Origin of the sequence: Hyphomicrobium album, assembly GCF_009708035.1 — a bacterium.
GTDB classification, from domain to species: Bacteria; Pseudomonadota; Alphaproteobacteria; order Rhizobiales; family Hyphomicrobiaceae; genus Hyphomicrobium_A; species Hyphomicrobium_A album.
This window is the reverse complement of sequence record NZ_WMBQ01000002.1, coordinates 279382-299994: the sequence shown is the minus strand read 5'-3', so window position 1 is coordinate 299994 and position 20613 is coordinate 279382. Positions and strand designations below refer to the sequence as shown.

Annotated in this window: 21 protein-coding genes; 8 read left to right on the top strand and 13 right to left on the bottom strand. The window is 66.2% G+C overall.

Annotation, left to right across the window (positions count from 1 at the left end; genetic code table 11):
- Positions 1–66 precede the first annotated feature (66 nt).
- The 4 genes from GIW81_RS13545 to GIW81_RS13530 all read left to right on the top strand — a co-directional run bounded on the left by GIW81_RS13545 (position 67) and on the right by GIW81_RS13530 (position 3500).
- On the top strand, positions 67–549 hold the full coding sequence (locus GIW81_RS13545; protein WP_154739912.1) for an ABZJ_00895 family protein: 483 nt from the start codon (positions 67–69) through the stop codon (positions 547–549).
- 87 nt (positions 550–636) lie between these two features.
- Positions 637–1179: a hypothetical protein gene (locus tag GIW81_RS13540; RefSeq protein ID WP_154739911.1), complete on the top strand. Its 543-nt coding sequence runs from the start codon at positions 637–639 to the stop codon at positions 1177–1179.
- 40 nt (positions 1180–1219) lie between these two features.
- Positions 1220–1882 (top strand): phosphoribosylglycinamide formyltransferase, encoded by a 663-nt coding sequence (gene purN, locus GIW81_RS13535; RefSeq protein WP_154739910.1) that lies wholly within the window; start codon positions 1220–1222, stop codon positions 1880–1882.
- A gap of 226 nt (positions 1883–2108) precedes the next feature.
- Positions 2109–3500 (top strand): cytochrome P450, encoded by a 1392-nt coding sequence (locus tag GIW81_RS13530; RefSeq protein ID WP_154739909.1) that lies wholly within the window; start codon positions 2109–2111, stop codon positions 3498–3500.
- Positions 3501–3572: 72 nt separating this feature from the next.
- Here GIW81_RS13530 and GIW81_RS13525 read toward each other — a convergent pair whose 3' ends face one another.
- From GIW81_RS13525 to ndk, 3 genes are all read right to left on the bottom strand, one after another.
- Positions 3573–4799 (bottom strand): DUF1624 domain-containing protein, encoded by a 1227-nt coding sequence (locus tag GIW81_RS13525; protein WP_210251942.1) that lies wholly within the window; start codon positions 4797–4799, stop codon positions 3573–3575.
- A gap of 109 nt (positions 4800–4908) precedes the next feature.
- Positions 4909–5433, bottom strand: coding sequence for a dihydrofolate reductase family protein (locus GIW81_RS13520; RefSeq protein ID WP_154739908.1), 525 nt, complete (start codon positions 5431–5433; stop codon positions 4909–4911).
- Positions 5434–5473: 40 nt separating this feature from the next.
- Positions 5474–5896 carry a nucleoside-diphosphate kinase gene (gene ndk / locus GIW81_RS13515; protein ID WP_154739907.1) on the bottom strand — a complete coding sequence of 141 codons (423 nt, stop codon included), beginning with the start codon at positions 5894–5896 and terminating at the stop codon, positions 5474–5476.
- Between the two features lie 235 nt (positions 5897–6131).
- On the opposite strand from ndk, the gene GIW81_RS13510 reads away from it, so the two are divergent.
- The 3 genes from GIW81_RS13510 to GIW81_RS13500 are packed head-to-tail and all read left to right on the top strand — an operon-like array spanning position 6132 to position 9670.
- The gene (locus tag GIW81_RS13510; RefSeq protein WP_154739906.1) at positions 6132–7355 is read left to right on the top strand and encodes a DUF4339 domain-containing protein; all 1224 of its coding nucleotides are present in this window, start codon (positions 6132–6134) and stop codon (positions 7353–7355) included.
- A gap of 7 nt (positions 7356–7362) precedes the next feature.
- Entirely contained in the window at positions 7363–7713 is a 351-nt protein-coding gene (locus GIW81_RS13505) for a DUF3147 family protein (protein ID WP_154739905.1), read from the top strand.
- Between the two features lie 52 nt (positions 7714–7765).
- The gene (locus GIW81_RS13500; protein ID WP_154739904.1) at positions 7766–9670 is read left to right on the top strand and encodes an ABC-F family ATP-binding cassette domain-containing protein; all 1905 of its coding nucleotides are present in this window, start codon (positions 7766–7768) and stop codon (positions 9668–9670) included.
- Between the two features lie 227 nt (positions 9671–9897).
- On the opposite strand, the gene GIW81_RS13495 is transcribed toward GIW81_RS13500, so the two are convergent.
- The 9 genes from GIW81_RS13495 to GIW81_RS13455 all read right to left on the bottom strand — a co-directional run bounded on the left by GIW81_RS13495 (position 9898) and on the right by GIW81_RS13455 (position 18473).
- Entirely contained in the window at positions 9898–10323 is a 426-nt protein-coding gene (locus tag GIW81_RS13495; protein ID WP_195930569.1) for a gamma-glutamylcyclotransferase family protein, read from the bottom strand.
- 174 nt (positions 10324–10497) lie between these two features.
- Positions 10498–12579, bottom strand: a complete 2082-nt coding sequence (glyS, locus tag GIW81_RS13490) for a glycine--tRNA ligase subunit beta (protein WP_154739902.1) — start codon at positions 12577–12579, stop codon at positions 10498–10500.
- A 253-nt stretch (positions 12580–12832) separates the two neighbouring features.
- On the bottom strand, positions 12833–13312 hold the full coding sequence (locus GIW81_RS13485) for a hypothetical protein (protein WP_154739901.1): 480 nt from the start codon (positions 13310–13312) through the stop codon (positions 12833–12835).
- A 3-nt stretch (positions 13313–13315) separates the two neighbouring features.
- Positions 13316–13528, bottom strand: coding sequence for a hypothetical protein (locus GIW81_RS13480; protein WP_154739900.1), 213 nt, complete (start codon positions 13526–13528; stop codon positions 13316–13318).
- Positions 13529–13557: 29 nt separating this feature from the next.
- Entirely contained in the window at positions 13558–14283 is a 726-nt protein-coding gene (locus GIW81_RS13475) for a hypothetical protein (protein WP_154739899.1), read from the bottom strand.
- Positions 14284–14386: 103 nt separating this feature from the next.
- Entirely contained in the window at positions 14387–15349 is a 963-nt protein-coding gene (locus tag GIW81_RS13470; RefSeq protein ID WP_154739898.1) for a glycine--tRNA ligase subunit alpha, read from the bottom strand.
- A gap of 95 nt (positions 15350–15444) precedes the next feature.
- Positions 15445–15750: a hypothetical protein gene (locus GIW81_RS13465; protein WP_154739897.1), complete on the bottom strand. Its 306-nt coding sequence runs from the start codon at positions 15748–15750 to the stop codon at positions 15445–15447.
- Between the two features lie 106 nt (positions 15751–15856).
- Positions 15857–17392 carry an autotransporter outer membrane beta-barrel domain-containing protein gene (locus tag GIW81_RS13460; protein ID WP_154739896.1) on the bottom strand — a complete coding sequence of 512 codons (1536 nt, stop codon included), beginning with the start codon at positions 17390–17392 and terminating at the stop codon, positions 15857–15859.
- A gap of 304 nt (positions 17393–17696) precedes the next feature.
- On the bottom strand, positions 17697–18473 hold the full coding sequence (locus tag GIW81_RS13455) for an AraC family transcriptional regulator (RefSeq protein ID WP_154739895.1): 777 nt from the start codon (positions 18471–18473) through the stop codon (positions 17697–17699).
- 53 nt (positions 18474–18526) lie between these two features.
- Here GIW81_RS13455 and GIW81_RS13450 point away from each other — a divergent pair, with 53 nt between their 5' ends.
- Positions 18527–19540 (top strand): MBL fold metallo-hydrolase, encoded by a 1014-nt coding sequence (locus GIW81_RS13450; RefSeq protein WP_154739894.1) that lies wholly within the window; start codon positions 18527–18529, stop codon positions 19538–19540.
- On the opposite strand, the gene GIW81_RS13445 is transcribed toward GIW81_RS13450, so the two are convergent.
- Positions 19527–20546, bottom strand: coding sequence for an AraC family transcriptional regulator (locus GIW81_RS13445; protein ID WP_195930568.1), 1020 nt, complete (start codon positions 20544–20546; stop codon positions 19527–19529). The genes GIW81_RS13450 and GIW81_RS13445 overlap by 14 nt on opposite strands.
- Positions 20547–20613 lie beyond the last annotated feature (67 nt).

Sequence of the window (20613 nt, the reverse complement as noted above, 5' to 3'; positions counted from 1 at the left end):
GCATGCTAGAGCTATGCCGCCCTGGGCAGCGCCGATATTTGAAGCTGCCGGCAAGGAGGATTTGCAATGACGAGCACGCCCACCTCCGGCGAAGCCAATCTCTGGCCGGCGCTGATCACGTTTTCGATCGCCTATATGATCGTGTCGGCGATGGTGACCGCGGTGCTGGTCTACCTGGACCTCAATTCCAATACGGGCGTGTCGGTCGCCATCCTGATCGCCGCCACCGCAGCGGCTGCACAGAAGTTCGTCGCCGGCCACGGGCGCGCGCTGTCGCGCCGCGAGCAGTTGCGCTTTGCGCTCCTGGCGACGGCCGCGTCGATGCTCTTGAGCATCGTGCAGATGGCCGTGATTCTGCCCATCTACTTCAGCGCCGCCGAGCTGCCGCAGCTGGCCGACGAAACGCGGGCATGGGTGGCTGCCAACGTCGGGCTCGTGGCCTTCATCGCCATCTTCGTCGTCGGGGTGTTCTTTGCCGTTCTCTATTTCGCGTCGGGAGGGTTCTCGCGCATGTTCGCCAAGCGCCTGGCGACGGGCGAACCGACCTGAACGGGGGCCCAGCGGCGACAATCCGCTGCCTCGGTGTCGCCGCGTGCACCAGGCAGTATTGGACCGCCGAAGCTCCGCTCGAAGACCATGCCGCCGCGCGCCTATCTCAAACTGTTGGCACTCTCCATTGCCGGCATCGCCGCCGCCGGCGCGCTCACCTTTGCGGCTCTCGTCGCCTGGCTGGCGATCGTCGATCCGTTCGGCGGGCCGCAGCATCCCTCTGACGGCGCGTTGCTGGCGCAGTTCGCGGCCCAGCGGCCGGCGCTGGAGGAACTGGTCGGCATGCTTGGGCAAGACCCGGGTATCCAACGCCTCGCTGCGGATTTCACCCGCCCCGATCCCCTGACGGTGGCGCCGGGGCGGATTGCCGACTATCGCGCACGGCTCGCCGGAGCGGGAATTGCCCACGGGCTCGCCCGCCATGGCAACACGGCGACCTTCATTGTCTCCACGCGCGGGCTCGCAATCAGCGGCAGTGCCAAGGCATTCGTCCACGCGCCCCAGGCCGACGCCGACGCCACTGTCGTTAACGGCGACCTGGACGCGGCCGCTGCGGCACTCACCGACAAGGACGCCCTTCTTCAGCGTTCGATCGGTGATGGATGGTGGCTGCAGCTCGACATGCGTTGAGGACGCTGTACCCGGCGAGCCATCGTGCTATGCCCGCGCCATGAGCACAGCCAAGAAGCGAGTCGGCATCCTCATCTCCGGACGCGGCTCCAACATGATGTCGCTGATCGCCGCGGCGCGGGAGTTGGACTACCCGGCCGAGATCGTCTGCGTGCTGTCCAATCGGCCCGAGGCGGAGGGGCTGTCTAAGGCCGCGGCCGCGGGAATTCGCACGGGCGCTTTCGACCACAAGAGCTACGGCTCGCGCGAGGGCTTCGAGGCCGACCTCGACAAGGCCCTGCGTGCCGCCGAGGTGGACATCGTCGCCTGCGCCGGATTCATGCGGAAAATGACCGCCGGCTTCGTCGAGGGCTGGCGCGACCGGATGATCAACATCCACCCCTCGCTACTGCCGTCGTTCAGGGGCCTCGACACACACGCCCGCGCGCTGGAAGCCGGGGTCAAGCTGACAGGCTGCACGGTGCACGTCGTGCGCGCCGAGCTCGACGCCGGGCCGATCATCGCCCAGGCCGCCGTTCCGGTGCTCGAGGGCGACACCTCCGAGCGGCTCGCCGCCCGGGTGCTGGAGGCCGAACACACGCTCTATCCCCATGCACTTTCGCTTCTTGCCTCAGGCAGAGCCGTGGTGGCGGGCGAAATCGTTCAACTTCCGCAAGGCCCGATTAACCAAGCAAAACCATTGTATTGGCCATCCATCCCCTAACCGGGAGCGTTGCCCCAGGTCAGCGGTCGAGCGCCAAAATGAAGCGGAAACGCGTGGTCGCATGGACACTTGCGATTGACGGGTGGTACGTAGGATGCAGCCTTGGGGGAGCCGGCCTAGCCGCGCAAGGTATCAGACGGGCCCCGCCCGTTACCCAGTTTAGAACCCGTTGGCTGGATTAGGCATAGAAGTGCGTTTGAACGGCATTCTCGCCGGGAGAGACGTCATGACCGCGACGGCAAAGCAGCCCGCACCGGATACCTCGGCGCCAGCCCATACTCAGGGCCTAGGCGACGAATCGAGCATCTGGTTCAAGCTCACCCCTCTCTTGAAGGGCGGGCTCGACAATCCGTTGCATATCATCATGCAGATGGCCGAGCGCTACGGCCCGGTCATCCCCATCAATCTCGCCAACCAGCGGATCGTGCTCCTGTCGGAGCCCGAGCACTTCAAGCACGTGCTGGTCACCAAGGCTGACGCCTACATCAAGTATTTCGACGGCCTGAAGCCGATCTTCGGCAAGTCGATGATCACCAACGACGGCGCGCTGTGGCAGAAGATCCGCATGCCGCAGCAGCCGGCGTTCCACCCCGACATGTTCGCCGAGTACATCCCGTACTTCCTGGCGGCCATCCGCACCAAGATGGACATGTGGTCGGACGTGGCGAAGTCGGGCGAGACCATCGAGATGGTCGAGCAGACGTGGACGCTCGCCGCCGACATGATCTGCAAGGCGCTGTTCGACCGCGACATGCCCTTCAATCCGCACTTCGTCTTCAAGTGCGTGAAGACCTACACCGACGTGATGAATCACAAGGAGATCCGCCTCAAGAGGCAGGCCGGCGAGATCTTCGAGATCACCGAGGAGGATGCCGCCAAGGCGATGGAGGTGTGGGCCAGCGTGCCGCCCGCCGTCTTCGGCGCCGAGCCGCGCGAGGAGCGCGAGCGCACCCTGCTCAAGATGATCGAGGCTGCGGTCAACGATCCGAACATGCCGGAGTTCGACCAGCAGCAGGCCATCGACGAGCTGAAGCAATATCTGTGGGCCGGCACCGAGACGACGGCGCTGACCCTGGCCTGGGCGCTGTACGAGACGGCTCGCCACCCGGAAGCCGCCGAGCGCATCCGCAAGGAAGGCGAGCAGGTATACGGCGACCGCGAGCCGACTGCCGCCGACTATTCCGCCCTCGCCTACACGCGCGCCGTCATTCAGGAGACGATGCGAATCTATCCGCCGATCTGGGGCCTGATCCGCGTCGCCAACGAGCACGACGTGATCGGCGACAAGGAAATCCGCCCCGGCGACCGCGTGGTGCTGTTCGCCTATGGCGCGCACCACAACCCGCGCTTCTGGGAGGCGCCGGAGGAGTTCCGCCCCGAGCGCTGGATGGCCGGCGCAGCAAAGAAGCAGGTGAAGTACTCCTACCTGCCGTTCGGCGGCGGAAAGCGCTCCTGCATCGGCGGCGCCATGAGCCAGGTCGAGAACACCCTCGCCCTGTCGCTGCTCCTGCGCCGCTTCCGTCCCGAGTACGTCGGCACCGATCCGGCGGGCATCAATGCCACCGTGACACTGACGCCCAAGGGCGGCCTCAAGTTCAAGATCCGCGAGCTGAGCTAGCGCCTCGCACATCGCTGAAATGCAATGCGGCCGCCGGGTGAGATCCCGGCGGCCGCTCGCGTTCATGAGACCCTAGAGGTAGCTCCACCACCACTCGCTGCGGCGGCGCTTCAGCTGCGCGAACCAGGCGCACAGCGGATAGAGAGCGACGACCACCATCAGCCACACGGCATAGACGCCGGGCAGCGGCAAGCCGTAGCCGGCTGGCTTGGCGGATGGCAGCCCGCCGAGCAGCCACGCGGCATCGCCGATCACCACGAGCGCCAGGACGACGGCCGCCGCGTGGATCAGGAAAATGTGCGCCACGTAGTAGAGGAGCGGCACGCGGCCGAAAGTGGTGATCCACTGCGCCAAGTCGCCGCGCGCCCGCTCGAATAGGGCGAGCAGCATCAACGCCGGCCCGAGCGTCATCATCAAGTAGAGCAGCGAGGGCGGATACTTCTCGACATTGAGCACCGACAGCGCGGTCGACAACGTGGTGTCCTGCACGGCCCAGGGCGCCGGGTCGCCGTAGACGTTGCTGAGGCGCAGGACAACGAACGCCACTGTGATGGCGGCGCCGAGGTCGAGGAGCAGGCGACGGCGCACTTTGGCGTCCAGCAGGAAGACTGGCCCGAGCGCATAGCCGGCCGCCATGACCCCGGCCCAGGGGATGAGCGGGTAGAGCGCATAGAGCTGCGAGCCGGGCGCCAGCGTGAGCAGCTTCGGCTCGTGCAGGAAATTCCAGATCCAGCCGTGCATACCGATGTCGCTCGCGGTCACGCCGTCGAACGCGTTGTGGCCAACGATCATGGCGATGCCGATGGCGCCGATGGCGGCACGCGGCAGCCACACGAGGCCGGCGAGCACGACCATCGAGGCGCCGATGGCCCAGATCACCTGGGTGACGAAGAAATCGAGGCCCGTGTCGAACGTCCAGCCAAGCCGGACGACGGTGAACTCCAGCACCATGAGCCAGAATCCGCGCGTTATGAGGAAGCGGCTGATCTCGGCGGTCGAGCGCCCGCGGGCGCCGTAAAGGTAAGCCGATGTGCCGGCCAGCAATATGAAGATGGGCGCGCAGTAGTGGGTGATCCAGCGCGTCAGGAAGAGCGCCGGATCGGCGACGTCGCGCGGGTTCATGCCGCTCGCGCCGAAAAAGTCGCGTGTGTGGTCGAGCGCCATGAGCACCATGACGAGGCCGCGCAACAGATCGATGGAATCGAGACGCGGGCGGGCGTTGGTCGCGGTATCGAGGGCGGGCCGCGCCGGCAATGTCAGCGGCCACGGCGCGCGGAGGGCTTCGTATTTGACGCTCACGGCATCCTCGCGGGTTCTTTAGCCGACAGCCAATGCGGGCATGTGGCCGGAACAATGAGGTGTGCACGGCGCGATCAGTCCCGCTGTTCCTATCGGAACAGCACGCGCATCAGCGGGGAACGAGGTAGCGCAGCTTAACCACGCCGTCGGGGAACGCCTCGATGCCGTCGAAGATGAGCGTGGGGTGCCGCGAGAGGTCGTTCAGGAGATTGAGGCCCGAGCCGAGCAGCACCGGGACGAGGAAGATTTCGAGCATGTCGACGAGCCGTTCCTCGAGCGCCGACTGCATGGTCACGGCGCCACCGACGATCCAGATGTCGTTGCGCGTCATATCGCGCGCCTGCTGCAAGGCGGCGCGGAGGCCGCGCGTTGTGGTGACAACGCCCGGAGGCACATCGCCCAGCGATGTCGATGAGAGAACGTAGACGGGCTTGCCGTTGTATGGCCAATCCTCGCCGATGGCGAAGATCAACTCATAAGTACGGCGCCCCATGATGAGGGCGCCGACCTCGGAGACAAACTTGTCGTAGCCGTAGAGACGGGCATCGTACGGTGCCAGCCATTCGACGCTTCCCTCGCGGTCGGCGATGAACCCGTCGAGACTGGTGGCAACGTAGAACCTGACGCGTGCCATGAGGTTAGTGCCCCGGTGGCCGCGTCAGGAGTGCGCGGCCTTAGCCAACAATCTCGGCCGACTTGAAATTCAATGCAATCTCGCGCGTGGCGGAAGCCACGCTATCGGAGCCGTGCACCGAATTGCGGCCCTTGGATTCGGCAAAACGCTTGCGAATTGTGCCGCGCTTGGCCTCGTCCGGGTTGGTAGCGCCCATCAGCTTGCGGTAGGTAGCGATGGCATCCTTGCCTTGCAGCACCTGGACGACGATCGGGCCCGACGTCATGAACGAGCACAGCTCGTCGAAGAACGGACGACCTTTGTGTTCGGCATAAAACTTCTGCGCCTGCGCTTTCGTCCAAACGACGCGCTTTTGCGCCACGATGCGCAAACCGGCCTTTTCGATCAGCGTATTGATCGCGCCGGTCAGATTGCGGCCGGTGGCATCCGGCTTGAGAATGGAAAGTGTTCGCTCGACGGCCATCCCTCGACCTCTGTTAGGGTTTCGAATGTTCTTGATTTGCGGCGCCTTATAGCTGGGACCATGCTTCGCAGCAAGGCCGCCAAAATGCCGCCGTGGACTACCGTGCCCGCGCTGGTGCGGCCAATTGACGAGCCGGGGTGCGCCGAACCACATTGGCGCCATGCAAAAAGGCCATGCTAGGCCTGGGTGCGGCGTGCTCGAAGCCGACGGCTCCCCGCAATGACATGAGACTTTTATGACAGGCCAGCAGGCTGACATTCAGTGGTACATCGCACGCGAAGGCAAACAGCACGGCCCGCTGTCCGATGCCGAAATGCGCACTTTTGTCGCGCAAGGTCATCTCAAACCGACCGATCTGATTTGGCGTCCGGGGTTTGCCGATTGGCGTCCGGCGCCGGCCGTATTTCCGTTCCAGCAAGCGGAGCCGGCGCCCGCCGCTCCGCCGCGTCCCACGACGCAACAGGGTCGCGCGCCTCAGCCTGCTCCGCGTGGCGGACCGGCCGCGGCACCGGGCCAACCCTCGTTCGAGCCGGATCGTATCCGTGTCGCACGAGGATCCGCTGACAGCGGCGGTCGCTCGGGCATCCGCCGCGCCGTCGGCGCGCTCGTGCTCTTGGCGCTGTTCGGCGGCGGCGGCTGGTACCTCTGGCATAGCGGCATGCTCGGCAACCTCGGCGCGCTGACCTCGAAGGAAGGCGAGCAAGTGCCGACCGTCGCCGCACCGGACTCATCTTCTTCGCCGGCTGCCGGCGACACCGCCGCGCCCGCAGCCCCACCCGTGTCGCAGGCCGTCGTCGAAGCTGGCGCGCAAGAGCTCGACACAAAGTTCGAAAAGCTTGCTGCGTGGAACGTGGTGAAGCGCGAGTTCCCCGACTGGTACGGCGAGCAGCTTCGTCAGGCTGCGGCGCTCGCCGCGCAGAACCAGCCGGAGGCCGCCGTCAACAAGCATCTTACTGAGGCGCTGGTCGCCCTGCGCCGCCAGCACGCCAACGATGCGCTCTCGGCCAGCACTCCGAAGCTGAAGGAGGTCGCGAGCGCCTTCCTCAACAATCTCAAGGTGCTTTCCGAGAAGAGCGTCGGCGCCTGCTACGGCTTCATCTCACAGGGCGAGACATCGCCGGTCGTGCTCGAGATGCTGCAGTCGCCCGAGCAGGGCGCCGCGGTGCAGGCGCAGGTCGCCGCCATCTTCGAGGCGATCGCCGACGGCCGCAAAACGCCGACCGCGCACGACAAGGCGCTGAAGGAAGACTACGACGTGTTGGTTCAGGAGCTGACCAAGCTCGGCTGGAAGGAAGCCGACCTGCAGGTGTTCTCCAATCCGACGCTGCTATCGCGCGAGCCGCCGGAGCGGGTCTGCAAGATGGTGCAGGACTGGTTCAATGCGCATCTGGCCGTCGCGGACCAGGGCACGCAGGAACGCCTCCTGGTCGAGACGCTGAAGCCAGTTGTCTCGGGATAAAACGGCGATGCTCGCCACGGCAACCAAAGTGTTCGCGACCGCCGTCCTGGTGGTCGCGATCTCGGAGGTGGCCAAACGCAGCTCCCTGATGGGTGCGGTACTGGCGTCGATACCGCTTACATCCGTGCTGGCGATAATCTGGCTCTACGCCGATACGGGTAGCACTGAGAAGGTGGCCGACCTGGCCACGGGCGTCTTCTGGCTGGTCCTGCCGTCGCTCGTGCTATTCATCACTTTGCCGTTGCTCTTGCGCGCCGGCGTCCCTTTCGCGCCAAGCCTGATCGGCGCCGCTGCACTTACCGTCGCCTGCTACTTCCTGATGCTCGGCATTCTCAAGCTCTTCGGCATCGCGATTTAGTCGAGGGCGGACCGGATGACAGCCGGGCGCCGAGCCGCTATGCCCTCGGCCCATGCTGCACATCAACGACCTGAGCTACCGCATCGAAGGACGGCCCATTTTCGAGGGCGCGACAGCGGGCATTCCGACCGGCCACAAGGTGGGCCTCGTCGGCCGTAACGGCGCGGGCAAGACGACGCTTCTTAAGATCATCGCCGGTGACCTCGCACCCGACATGGGCTCGATCACCGTGCCCCGCGCGGCGCGCATCGGCCACGTGGCGCAGGAGGCGCCGGGCGGCAACGACAGCCTGATCGACTGGGTGCTCAACGCCGACACCGAACGCGCCGCGCTGCTGAGCGAGGCGGAGCGCGCTTCCGATCCGCACCGCATCGCTGAGATCCACGAGCGCTTGAACGACATCGGCGCGCATGCCGCCCCTGCCCGCGCGGCGCAGATCCTCGCCGGCCTCGGCTTCGACGAGGCGGCACAGCAGCGGGCGTGCGGATCGCTGTCGGGCGGCTGGCGCATGCGCGTGGCGCTCGCCGCCGTGCTGTTCCTCGAGCCGGAGATCCTGCTGCTCGACGAGCCGACCAACTATCTCGACCTCGAAGGCGCGATGTGGCTCGAAAGCTACCTGCGCTCCTATCCGCATACCGTCGTTATCGTCAGCCACGACCGCGATCTGCTCAACCGTGCGGTGACGGCGATCCTGCATCTCGACCGCGGCAAGCTCACCTTCTACTCGGGCGGCTACGACGACTTCGAGGAAGCGCGGCGCGAGAAGCAGCGGCTGGAATTGAAGCTCAAGAAGAAGCAGGACGAGGAGCGCCGCCGCATCCAGGTATTCATCGACCGCTTCAAGGCGAAGGCGACGAAGGCGGCGCAGGCGCAGAGCCGCGTCAAGGCGCTGGCCAAAATGCAGCCGATCGCGGCGCAACTCGACGAGCGCGTCAAGCCATTCCACCTGCCGAACCCGGCGAAGGCGCTCGCCTCGCCGCTGATGCGCTTCGAGGACGTGGCGATCGGCTATGCGGCCGACACGCCGGTGCTGAGCGGGCTCAACCTGCGGATCGACCAGGACGACCGCATCGCGCTCCTCGGCCAGAACGGCAACGGCAAGTCCACTTTCGCCAAGCTCATCGCCGGCAAGCTGGCGCCGCTCGACGGCAAGGTGTTCGGCGCCAACCGCGTCGACGTCGGCTACTTCGCCCAGCACCAGCTCGACGAGCTCAACCCGCTGAAGACGCCTTACGACCACATGCTGGCGCTGATGCCGGAGGCGACGGAGGCGCAGCGGCGCACGCGGCTCGGCACGTACGGGTTTTCGGCCGACAAGGCCGACACCAAGTGCGCCAAGCTGTCGGGCGGCGAGAAGGCGCGGCTACTGCTAGCGCTGTCGGCCTTCCACGCACCGCACCTGTTGATCCTCGACGAGCCGACCAACCACCTTGACGTCGACAGCCGCGAGGCGCTCATCCACGCGCTCGCCGAGTTCGAAGGCGCCGTCATCCTCATCAGCCACGACCGGCATTTGATCGAGGCATGTGCCGACCGGCTCTGGGTGGTGCGCGGCGGCACCGTGAAATCCTACGACGGCGACATGGACAGCTACCGCGCCGACCTGCTCGCCGAGCGCGGCGCCACGACGCGCGGCAAAAGCAACGGCAAGACGGAAGCGAAGGCCGACACGCGCGCCGAGCAGCGTCGCGCCGCCGCCGACAAGCGCGCTTCCCTCGCGCCGCTGAAGAAGGCGATGCAGACGGCAGAGAAGCAGGTCGAGAAGCTGAACGGCGAAATTGCTCGTCTCGATGCGAAGCTCGCCGATCCGCAGCTCTACGCCAAAGATCCGCAGGGCGCGCAGAGCGCCGCCATCGAGCGCGGCCAGCTGGCGAAGAAATTGAACGAGGTGGAAGAGCAGTGGTTGATGGCATCAGAAGAGTACGAAGCGGCGAGCGTGGACGCTGCGGAAGCGTAAGCCGCGAGGATCGCGTGACGAATCCGTGACAAGTCACATCCGCGCGATTTGCACATGAAAATTTGTTTTTGCTTGCCCCAATGGAGGCGGCATCGCGACAGGTGTATGACCGAACGTGTGGGAGCTGGCCGCCTCGGTCTTAAGCGGGGACCGTGCCTGCGCGGTAGAGGGCCGTTCGGGGTCCGCAGGCCAGCTCTCAACGACTTCCCCCAACGCGAGATGCACCGTCAGCGGCCGACCCACCGGCCGCTGACGAGGCGCTTTTTCTCGTCGGGTGCACGGCGCAAGAGGTAGACCCAGGCGTCGAAGGTCTCGCCGCCGGCGAGGCGTACCTCGCGGATAAGGCGGTCGTATTCGTTGGCGTCGCCGCCGCCGTGCACATAGCCCTCGTACGCGTCGAGCCAGGCGAGCGCGGCTTGTGGATTGGCGAGCAGTACGGCCTCGCCGTGCACGATCTCCTCCTCGCCGTCGGAGAGCACGGCGCCCGGGTACTGGCCGAGATCGTAGAGGCGCGCGAAGTGGAGCGAGGCGGAGCCGAGGCTGTCGGAATCGGCGGCGAGGCGCAGCCGCTGCGCGGTGCCGAGCTTAGTGCGCGCGCCGCTCATCAGCGTACCGTAGACGAACAGGTAGCGGCAGGTGTCTGCGTCGATCATGGAGCCCACGTTACAATTTGGTCGTGAAAGCTTCATTCTACGGGGTTGTTGTCACCGAAGCGTCATGCCCGGCCTACCTGACGGAGCCAATGCTTGGCATGGGCGGGAGAGCTTAGCCGTGGCGACGAACCCTTAGCCTCTCCCAATGGGAGAGGTTATGCGCGGAGGACTTGGCTAGCCGGCGATCTTGGTGAAGTCGGCGACGTTCAGGGTGGCGGCGCGGATCTGCGACAGCAGATGCAGGCGGTTCTGACGCAGCGCCGGATCGTCGGCGTTGACCGTCACCTTGTCGAAGAACGCGTCGACGGGCGCGCGCAGCTCGGCCAGCGCCCGCATCGAGCCGGCGAAGTTCTCGACTGCGAGCGCCGCGACCGTGTCGTCCTTCACCTTGTCGATGGCAGCGGCGAGCGCCTCTTCCTCGTCGGCCTGCAACAACGCAGCGTCGTAGTCGCCGGCGTGGCTCGTCTTGTCCTTCTTCTCCTCGATGGTGAGGATGTTCTGCGCGCGCTTGACGCCGGCGAGGAGATTGGCCCCGTCGTCGGTCTTGAGGAACTCGGTCAGCGCCTCGACGCGCTTGACGATGAGCGCCAGGTCGTCCTGGCCGGGCAGCGAGATGATGGCGTCGATCAGATCGTGGCGCGCACCCTTGTCGCGCAGGTAGACCTTCAGCCGCTCGGCGAAGAAGGCGAGAAGGTCGTTGCTCGCGGCATCGTCTTTTTTCTTACCCTGTGCCAGCACAAACGTGTGCCTCAATGGCAGGCGCAGCTCGTTGTCGATGACAAGGCGGATGACGCCAAGTGCGGCGCGCCGCAGCTGGTAGGGATCGCCCGACCCGGTCGGCTTCTCGCCGATCGCCCAGAAGCCCACCAGCATGTCGAGCTTGTCGGCCAGCGCCACGGCCACCGCGGCGCCGTCGCCCTCGCTCTCCAGCGGCACGCTATCGGTCGGGCCCTTCGGCTTGTAGTGCAGCTCGATCGCCCGCGCGATGGCCGGGTTCATGTGCTCGGCCTCCGCGTAGTAGCGGCCCATGAGCCCCTGCAGCTCGGGGAATTCGCCAACCATGCCGGAGACGAGGTCGGCCTTCGACAGTTCTCCGGCGCGCAGGGCCAGCGCCGCTTCGCACAGCTCCTGCGAGGTGGCGAGCTGGTGCGCCATCTCCTTGATGCGCTCGGTGCGCTCGAACTGCGTGCCGAGCTTCTCGTGGAAGGTGATGCCCTTCAACTCGTCGCGCATCTGATCGAGCGACTTCTTGAGGTCAGTCTCCCAGAAGAACTTGGCGTCGGACAAGCGCGCGGCGATCACCTTCTCGTTGCCGGCGACGATGGTCTTGCCGCCGTCCTTGGCTTTGAGGTTGGTGACGAGCAGGAAGTGGTTCGACAGCTTCTTGCCATGGCGCAGCGAGAAGCACTTCTGGTGCGTCTTCATCGCGCTCGTCAGGCACTCGCCCGGCACGGCGAGAAACGACTTGTCGAAGGCGCCCATGAGCACCGTCGGCCATTCGGTGAGGCCGGCATTCTCGGCGGCGAGCGCGTCGTCCTCCACCAGCGTCAGGTGCGCGTCCTTGGCTGCCGCGTGCGCCGCCTCGTTGATGGCGGCAGACCGGGCGGCGGAATCGAGCACCACCTTGTTCGCCTTGAGCTGCTTCTCGTAGTCGGCGAAGCCGGTCACCTTGAACGGCTCGTTGCCCATGAAGCGGTGGCCGCGCGTCGTCGCGCCTGACTTGATGCCGGCGATCTCGAACGCAACCACCTTGCCGTCGAGCAAGAGCACGATCGCATGCAGCGGCCGGATCCAGCGCAGCTCGGCGCCGTTGTCGAGCTTGGCATTGAAGCGCATCGTCTTCGGCCAGGGGAAATTCAGGATCGTCTCGCGCAGCACCTCGTTGACGATCTCGCCGGCGGCGCGCCCGGGCTTGTCGATGCGCGCAACATAGTAGTCGCCCTTCTTCTCGTCCTTGACGACGCTCGCCTCGCCGATCGCCTTCAAGCCGGCGCCCTTGAGGAAGCCGGCGATCGCCTGTTCGGGCGCGCCGACGCGCGGTCCCTTCTTTTCCTCCGAAACGGCCGGCGACTTCTTCGGCACGTCGGCGATGACGAGCGCCAGACGGCGCGGCGTGGCGAAGGCGCGCGCCTCGCCCACCTCGAGACCCTTCGCCGTCAGGCCGTCGACCATCAGCCGGCGCAGGTCCTCGGCCGCGCGCACCTGCAGGCGGGCGGGAATCTCTTCGGAGAACAGCTCGAGCAGCAGCTCAGACATGGGGGTCTCGGGGGTCAAAGGGAGGCGAACACATACGTGATCGGCACCCCACTGTCATCCCGGAAGCCGCCCGACCTCGCCTCCGCAGACGTCATCCCCACGAAGGTGGGGACCCAGCCACGTTTCAACCAACGGGGACGGCCGTCGTGAAGCATCTTGTCCTGGGTTCCCGCCGTCCATGCGGAGCATGGCTTCGCCATGACGCGGGAATGACGAGGTGAGTGGGCATGCCGGGCCTCTCACGCAAGCGCCGTCAGGAGATGCGGGCGTGGATGCCGAGGTCGTAGGTGGACACGGCGAAGGCGAGGCGCTGCGGCTCGACGATCATCGGCACCAGCGAAATGACGATGTCGCTCGACGAACCGGCCGTCTGCATCAGGTGGAGCATCAGCATGCCGTTGGGCGCGCCGAGGAAGTCATGGAAGAACATGTACGCGCTCTTGCTGTCGATGTCGAAGCGTCCGACCGCCCACGGCGCCAACCGCGTGGTCTCCCCGGCCAACGGCACGATGACCATCTTCTGCAACTGCGCCGCGTAGGGACGCAGCGCCTCCTGAAGCGCCCGGTCGTCGACGTCGCGCATCTCCAGCCGCGCCTCGATCTTGAACAGCGGGAACGAGCGCTCGGGGCTTTCGCGCCAGATGCGCGAGGTCCACGACACGAGGCGCGGCTTGATGGCCGGCGTCTTATCGCCGGGCGGGCACTCGCTGCCGGTATAGGCGACGAGCGTCATGCCTCAACGCGCCTGCTCGACGGCCTCGATGTCGCCGATGATGGACAAGCCGATGTCGCGCAGCGCCCCGGTCGAATAGAGGTAGCCGCTGCCGACGAGCGCCAGTGCCACGACGAACCAGAAGATCGGACGGCGGCGCCAGAAAAAGGCGATGTAGGCGACGACGATCGCCGGAATGACGATGGTGAGTGCGCCGATCAGCTCAGGAGAAATCATGCGGCTATCCTTTGTCGTGCTGCAAAAGCCTATGCGAACGTCAGCTCCCAGAGCCCTTGCGGATTGACGTAGGGGTGCCCCTCTGCATAGCGCCCGTCCGATACATGTTTCAATCGATACCACGGGGCACCCTCAATGGGGCGCGAGAACGTGTGGCCATCCTGCAGGGACGGCCGCTGCGCCCGCAGATAGATATTGAACTCGAACAGCACCCAGGCCGCGTCGAAGCCTTCCCCGTCGTCCTCGATGCTCGCATCGGCAAGGGCAAACTGCTTCATGCCGAAGGAGCTCACCACCCCCGCCTCGGGATCGGGGACCTGCACGACCAAGAGGCGGAAAAGGCCGGCAGGCTGTTCCGCGGACAGCTCCCCCTCCCAGCGGTCCCAGCCGTGGCTCAAGCCCGAGAAATGCACCTTGACGGCGAAGCCGCCGGCGGCGCGGACCGCGCGCGTGAAGACGCCGAGCGTTTTGACCAGGGCTTCTCCCGTATCGGGTAGCAGCAGCGCGGCGATCGATTTGTGACCTTCGATCGCCTCGAGGGTCGCGCCGTCGAGCGAGCGCCCCGAACCGATGAACATTTCCTTGGTGAGATTACCGTCGGGCTCGAGGATCTCGAACATCGCGTGCCGCTGATGCGCGGCCTCGACCATCATCCCGCCGGCCGCGATGACGCCGCAGTCGGTCGCTGCGATTGCCTTGACGAACTCAGAGCGATCCTTCCAAGGGCCCGGGATCCACCGCGCGATACCTGACATGCGAGCTAACCGTTGAAAAATTGCCGCTCGATGCGCGGCCGAGGAATGAGCTTCGTCCTAAAAAATAACTTCCGCCGCGGCGGCCGGCAGTTCCGCAGGAGATTTACGCGCCGCCTCCCGCGGTGTTCAGCCAGGCAGCACAACACGCCTTGGCCAGCTCGCGCACGCGCAGGATGTAGCTCTGCCGCTCGGTCACCGAGATCACGCCGCGCGCGTCGAGCAGATTGAAAAGATGCGAGGCCTTGATGCACTGGTCGTAAGCGGGCAGCGCCATCTCGTGACGCCCCTCGGGCGTCTGGCCCCTCTCCAGCAGCGCCTTGCACTCCTTCTCGGCATCGTTGAAGTGCTGCAGCAAGAGTGCCGTATCGGCGTGCTCGAAGTTGAAGCGCGAGAATTCCTGCTCGGCCTGCAGGAACACGTCGCCGTAGGAGAGCTTGCGGGCGTCCGAGCGGCCGTTGAACGACAGGTCGAACACGCGATCGACGCCCTGGACGTACATGGCGAGGCGTTCCAGGCCGTAGGTGATCTCGGCCGAGACGACCTCGCAGTCGAAGCCGCCGACCTGCTGGAAGTAGGTGAACTGCGTCACCTCCATGCCGTCGCACCAAACCTCCCAGCCGAGGCCCCAGGCGCCCAGCGTCGGGCTCTCCCAGTCGTCCTCGACGAAGCGGATGTCGTGCTGGTCGGGGTTGAGGCCGATGCGGCGCAGGCTCTCGAGATAGAGATCGATAATGTCGGCCGGCGCCGGCTTCATGATCACCTGCAGCTGATAGTAATGCTGCATGCGGTTGGGATTCTCGCCGTAGCGTCCGTCCTTCGGCCGGCGCGAGGGTTGTACGTAGCAGGCGTTCCACGGCTTGGGGCCGAGCGAGCGAAGCGTCGTCGCCGGATGAAACGTGCCGGCGCCGACCTCCATGTCGTAGGGCTGCAGCACGACGCAGCCCTGCTCGGCCCAGAAGCGCTGCAGGGCGAAGATCAGATCCTGGAAAGACTTTTTCGGATGCAGCGCGGCCGCCTCGGTGGCGGACGCATGGGCAGCGGATTTGGCGACAGCGCTGGTCGGCATGGGTGGAGCGGCCTCGTGGAATTTCGGCCGCACTATACGCACATCCTCGCCCCTGTCACGCAGCGCGCCCTAGGCTTGTGCAGCGGGAAGTTGGGCTACTGCGGCTTGATCGCCTCGCAGCCTTCCTTGGTCTTGGAGAAGATGAAGACCGAGTTGAGGTTGCCTTCGCAGTTGACCATCACGTTCTTGAGGTCGAGCGACGGCGTCTCGTCCATCAGCTTACACTCGTCGAAGCGCTTGAGAATTTCGCCGGGCGTCAGCACGACGCCGTCGGCCTCGAGCGGCGGCCCGCACTGGGCGCCCTCCTCGGTGCGATGCACCATCCACCATTCCTCGGCGGCGTATGTAGCAGGCGCCAGCAGCGCCACGGCGGCAATCAACGCAAGACAACGGAACATCATTTGGTCGCTCCCAACCCCCACAATCGGCAATATGCCCCGGGGCGATCTAAGCCGGGCGACGGGCAGCCGGCAATGGGAATTGTACCTACGGTTGGCTTGGAGCCGCCTAGTTCAGGGGCACGTTGACGATGCCCTGCAGGGTGTAGCCGTTGTAGTCGTCGGAGCCGACACCGTCCCAGGAGGCCAGCCCGCGTACCAGCCAGCCGCTGGTGGTCATGACGTTGAGGCCGCCTTCGAGACGGCCCCAGAAGTCGCCGGGACCGACGACGAACCCGTCGATGATGGCGACGTTCGGGTTGTCGAAGTCCCACACGCCCTTGATGGCGGCGAAAGGCTCGATGAACGTGCCGGCCGTGTGCGCGAAGCGGTAGCCGAACTCGGGGCCGAACTGCAGCCGGCCTAGAGAAACGTCCTGGCCCGGCACAAAGGTGCCGGCCGAGTTGGTGAAGGCATCCTGGCTCTCGGTCACGTAGGCCAGCTCGGCCGAAGGTGTGAAGCGCCAAGCGTCGTGCACCCAGTTGCCAGCGAGTGCGCCCTTCACCAGCCAACGCCAGGTGTCGAAGGCACCGGTGGTGGTGCCGAGGGTGAGGTCGTTGTCAGAACGCCCCCAGGAGGCTCGCAGGTCGAAGTAGACGTTCTCGTGCACCTCAGCCGACAGATAGGGGCCGATCATCCAGCCGTTGCCGTCGACCTTGGAGGCGAGCACCGAGGAGTCGTCCTTCGACCAGTCGAACTGCATGAGCGCGCCGACGATGACGTTCTGGGCGACGCGGTAGTCGCCGCCCACGTAGAGCACACCGACATGGCCGTTGCGGTCGAGGTTGCCGGCGTCGTCGTCGAAGTGCGAGTAGCGGCCTTCCACCCAGATATCCCACGGCGAGGTGCCCTCGAAAGCGAGCGGCAGTGTGCCGCCGTCGCCGGCGCCGAGCGCCATGCGGTCCTTGCTCATGCGGGCCTGCGCGGCGTCGCCGCGCATCTGGCTGAGGCTGCCGGAGAACTGGACATTGTTGGAGCCGATAGTGCTCCGGTCGGCGTCATCGAAGCGGCTGGCGCCGAGACCCGTTGCGTTGCCGCTAATGGCGTTGCCGAGGCCGGCGCCGAGGCCCATGGCGCTGCCGAAGGCGGCGACGTTGCCGGCGACGTTGGTCGTACCGTTGGCGGCGCTCGCCATCTTCGGCTGCACCGTCGAGTTGTTGCGGTTGACCAGGCTCATGGCGCCCGGCGAGTTCAGGAGCAGCCCGTTGATGCGCGACAGCAGGAAACCCTTGGTCACCGCCTGCGAGGCGTCCGCGCCGGAGGAACCGGGCGGCGGCGCGCTTGCGCACGTCGCGGTAACGGTGACCGTCGCACTCCCGTTGTCCGGGCTGAAGTAGGCCAGGATCGAGGCGGTATCGCCATTGGCGCCAGTCACAGTGTAAGGCACCGTTTGCGGAGTCGCCGTAACCGGCACAGCAAGTAGCTGGCTGGTACCAAAAAGCTGGAACTGAGCGGTTGATCCGTCGTCATTGACGACGAACGTGATCTGATCGCCGACGCTAAAGTCTTGCACTGTCCCTATGACGTTGGCGTTGAGGTTGGTCACGTTGTAGGCGCCGGCATTGACCGCGTCGCAGCCGGCGGATGCGCGAGCCTCGCCGCTCATTGCCAAGCAGAGCGCGGCGGCTGAGACAAGAGATCGGCTGACGGTCGAACGACAAGAAGGTGCCGGCACGGCATCCCCCAAAGAGTCCCGCTTGTGGATTGTTTTCCACAAGGCCCGAGCCCTTCGCGGCCAGCACGCGCCACTGGCGAACGGCGTTCTTGATGATTCGTTAGTCTATTGATTCGCGCCACGCGAACAGCGGTCCTCAAGATGAACACAACCCAGCGTTGCTCTAATGCAACTGTTCAATATCCGCAGGATCTCCACAGCCTCGCCCTTTAGCGAGCACATCCATCGGAGGGCTCTAGAGGCCCTGCGAGGGCGGCGCCCCGAAGGTGCGGCGGAAGGCGCGGGAGAAGTGCGCCTGGTCGGCGAAGCCTGCGGCATGCGCCGCCGTAGTGAGGCTCGCCCCTTGCGCGGCTTCGCGAATGGCGGCGCGCAGGCGATGCCATCCGCGATAGCGCCGGAAGGGGACGCCAACCTCCAGCGTGAACAGGTGCTGGAAGCGCGAGGGCGAGAGCCCGGCAGCGGTGGCAGCAGCGGCGACCGAGAGGTCCGAGTCAGCGTCGTCTTGCAGCGCGGAGACGGCGCGGGCGATGCGCGCGTCCATCGTGCGGCGCGCGCGCCTGCCTCCGAAGGCGACGACGTCCTGCATATCGCCGCGCATGTCGATCGCGTCGGGACGCCGCTCGAAGTAGTCGCGTAGCGGGGAAGGATCGCTGCCGCCGATGAGCACGCCATCGACCGCTTCGCCACCGCTCACCAGTGAGGCCAGCGCGTCGGCGCCGGCCATGTCGGGCTCGAGATAGATGACGCCGAGCGGATCGCCGCCGACGTCGAACTCGTAGGGCACGCCGGCGCGCACGACGGCGCTGCGGCACGTCTGCCACCCGCTGCCCGCGATGCGCAGGCGGAAGCCGCCGTAAAGCCCGGCAAGGTACACGGCCGTGCTGTGGGCGTGCGGCGCGTTGTGGTCGAGCGGCCCGGCGAACACCGCCCAGCCGTTATCGACGTGCCACAGCGCCTCGCGGCGCGGACGCTGCTTCGCAGCACGTTCGTTCAAGAGGCCGGACATGGACATGCGCTACCTTGCGACCCGATCGACCAAGCTTGCAGAGGAATGACGACGTGACAATGGAAGAGAAAGGCGGCGCGGGTCTGACGCGGCGCCGCATGCTGGCGTCGGCCGCCGCCTTGGCAGCAGCTCCCCTCGCAACGGCCTTGCCGATCACGCCGGCGCGGGCGACCGGACCGATCCTGCCCCCGAGCAAGCCGGCGTGGGAGCGCTTCAAGCTCGGCAGCTTCCAGTTGACCATGCTCGCCGATTCCGACGCCTTCATCGACGGCCCCTACCCGATCGTCGGCGGCAACGCCACGGCGGCCGAGGTCGAGCAGCTTATGCGCGAAAACATGCTGCCGCCCAGGACCTATCAGCCGGGCTTCACGCCGATGCTGGTCAACACCGGCAAGGAGCTCGTTCTTTTCGACACGGGCAACGGCGCCGCCGGCTTCATCAAACGGCCGGACGGCGGCTGGCTCGCGGCGCAGCTCGGCTCCGCCGGCTTCAAGCCGGAGGACATCGATGTGGTGGTGCTGTCGCACGGCCACCTCGACCATGTCGCCGGCGTGATGGAAGGCGGCAAGCCGCTGTTCCCGAATGCCCGCTACATCATCGCCGGCATCGAGTACGATTTCTGGGCTCCCGAGGGCAAACATTCGGGCGAGATGGAAAAGCTCGCTGCCGTGTTTCGCGCCAACGTCGTCCCGGTGACCGAGCGCATCACCTTCATCAAGGCGGGCGACGATGTCGTCCCGGGCATCCGCTCGCTCGCAGCGTACGGCCACACGCCCGGGCACCTCGCCTTCACGCTGGAGAGTGACGGCGCGCGCATGCTGTTCTGGGGCGACTGCGCGCATCACCACGTTGCATCTCTGGCGCGGCCGGACTGGCATTGCGTCTTCGATGCCGACAAGGAGCAGGGCGCCGCGACGCGCAAGCGCATCTACGACATGGCGGCGACCGAGCGCCTTCCGGTCAGCGGCTATCACATGCCGTTCCCGTCGATCGGCTACGTCGAGCGCCGCGCCGACCGTGGCTACCGCTGGGTGCCGCACAGCTTTCAGCTCACCGCGCCTAAGGCTGGCTAGCGGCGGCCTTGCGGAACGCCAGCGGCGAGGTGCCGGTCCACCGCCGGAAGGCGCGCGTGAAATGCGCCGGGTCCGAGTAACCCAGTTCGAGCGCAATGTCGGTGATGGGGGCGCGTGTGTGTGCGACGAGCGAGGTCGAGCGCGCGCACAACAAATCATCCAGAACCGCGTGGTAGGCGGTGCCCGCTTGCGCGAGCTTGCGTTGCAGCGTCCGCGGGGTCGTTCCGAGCTTGGCCGAAACCCATTCCAGGCGCGGAGCCCCCTCTTGCAGGGCCAGCGCCATGACGGCGGTGATGGCGCCAACGGAATCGTGCCCCGTGGGGAGCGCCGGCTCATCGGCCGCCGGAAGGTCGTGCCCGCCGTCGGGCACTGTGTCGGGATTGGCGGCCGCGAGCAGCGCCGCGTCGAAGCCGATGGTCGTGACGGCGTGGCCATGCGAGACATTGGTGCGCAGAATCTGCTCGACCTCGCCCGTGGGCGAGCCGCGCGCCGCGGTGGTCAGGACGTAGTCGGGCGTCCAGCGCCGGCCGGCATACGTGCGCACGAGATCGATCAGATATCCCGCGCCGAGCAACTCGTTCTGATAGCGGCCCTCGCACTCGGGTTCGAGAAACTCGATCGACCAGCGCGCGCACCCGCCGCGAACCTCGATCGCCAGCACCGTCGATGTCTGCAGCATCGCGGCGATCCCTGTCGAGGACCGGTCGATCGCGGCGGCGAGCGTCGGCGCCGCGCAGACCCAGCGGCCGAACGCATTGAGCTCGCGCGCCTTCACGCGGCTGCCGAGCCGGGCGCCGAAATGCTCATCGCCGGTGGCACGGGCGGCACGCTCCAGAAGGCGAAACTGCTCCCGCAGCGGGACGACCAGCTCGCGCCGCTCCAATAGCGCAAGCGGCAAGTCGACGTCCTGCAGGATGCGGCCGATGGAACCGCCCAGCCCTTCGACGACGCTGGCGATGGGCCCCAGGGCGCTGGCGCGGGTGAAGCCTGACTGACGGCGGGACATTTCGGCAATCGGTCCGGCAAATTGGCGATGGCGCAAAATGGCAAGCGAGACCACCCGAAAGCGACTC

What these genes read in the sequence shown, in the direction of transcription:
- GIW81_RS13545 (WP_154739912.1), top strand. Translation starts at nt 67, where the DNA reads ATGACGAGCACGCCCACCTCCGGCGAAGCCAATCTCTGGCCGGCGCTG.
- GIW81_RS13540 (WP_154739911.1), top strand. Translation starts at nt 637, where the DNA reads ATGCCGCCGCGCGCCTATCTCAAACTGTTGGCACTCTCCATTGCCGGC.
- purN (WP_154739910.1), top strand. Translation starts at nt 1,220, where the DNA reads ATGAGCACAGCCAAGAAGCGAGTCGGCATCCTCATCTCCGGACGCGGC.
- GIW81_RS13530 (WP_154739909.1), top strand. Translation starts at nt 2,109, where the DNA reads ATGACCGCGACGGCAAAGCAGCCCGCACCGGATACCTCGGCGCCAGCC.
- GIW81_RS13520 (WP_154739908.1), bottom strand. Translation starts at nt 5,433, where the DNA reads ATGGCACGCGTCAGGTTCTACGTTGCCACCAGTCTCGACGGGTTCATC.
- ndk (WP_154739907.1), bottom strand. Translation starts at nt 5,896, where the DNA reads ATGGCCGTCGAGCGAACACTTTCCATTCTCAAGCCGGATGCCACCGGC.
- GIW81_RS13510 (WP_154739906.1), top strand. Translation starts at nt 6,132, where the DNA reads ATGACAGGCCAGCAGGCTGACATTCAGTGGTACATCGCACGCGAAGGC.
- GIW81_RS13505 (WP_154739905.1), top strand. Translation starts at nt 7,363, where the DNA reads ATGCTCGCCACGGCAACCAAAGTGTTCGCGACCGCCGTCCTGGTGGTC.
- GIW81_RS13500 (WP_154739904.1), top strand. Translation starts at nt 7,766, where the DNA reads ATGCTGCACATCAACGACCTGAGCTACCGCATCGAAGGACGGCCCATT.
- GIW81_RS13495 (WP_195930569.1), bottom strand. Translation starts at nt 10,323, where the DNA reads ATGATCGACGCAGACACCTGCCGCTACCTGTTCGTCTACGGTACGCTG.
- glyS (WP_154739902.1), bottom strand. Translation starts at nt 12,579, where the DNA reads ATGTCTGAGCTGCTGCTCGAGCTGTTCTCCGAAGAGATTCCCGCCCGC.
- GIW81_RS13485 (WP_154739901.1), bottom strand. Translation starts at nt 13,312, where the DNA reads ATGACGCTCGTCGCCTATACCGGCAGCGAGTGCCCGCCCGGCGATAAG.
- GIW81_RS13480 (WP_154739900.1), bottom strand. Translation starts at nt 13,528, where the DNA reads ATGATTTCTCCTGAGCTGATCGGCGCACTCACCATCGTCATTCCGGCG.
- GIW81_RS13475 (WP_154739899.1), bottom strand. Translation starts at nt 14,283, where the DNA reads ATGTCAGGTATCGCGCGGTGGATCCCGGGCCCTTGGAAGGATCGCTCT.
- GIW81_RS13470 (WP_154739898.1), bottom strand. Translation starts at nt 15,349, where the DNA reads ATGCCGACCAGCGCTGTCGCCAAATCCGCTGCCCATGCGTCCGCCACC.
- GIW81_RS13465 (WP_154739897.1), bottom strand. Translation starts at nt 15,750, where the DNA reads ATGATGTTCCGTTGTCTTGCGTTGATTGCCGCCGTGGCGCTGCTGGCG.
- GIW81_RS13460 (WP_154739896.1), bottom strand. Translation starts at nt 17,392, where the DNA reads ATGAGCGGCGAGGCTCGCGCATCCGCCGGCTGCGACGCGGTCAATGCC.
- GIW81_RS13455 (WP_154739895.1), bottom strand. Translation starts at nt 18,473, where the DNA reads ATGTCCATGTCCGGCCTCTTGAACGAACGTGCTGCGAAGCAGCGTCCG.
- GIW81_RS13450 (WP_154739894.1), top strand. Translation starts at nt 18,527, where the DNA reads ATGGAAGAGAAAGGCGGCGCGGGTCTGACGCGGCGCCGCATGCTGGCG.
- GIW81_RS13445 (WP_195930568.1), bottom strand. Translation starts at nt 20,546, where the DNA reads ATGTCCCGCCGTCAGTCAGGCTTCACCCGCGCCAGCGCCCTGGGGCCC.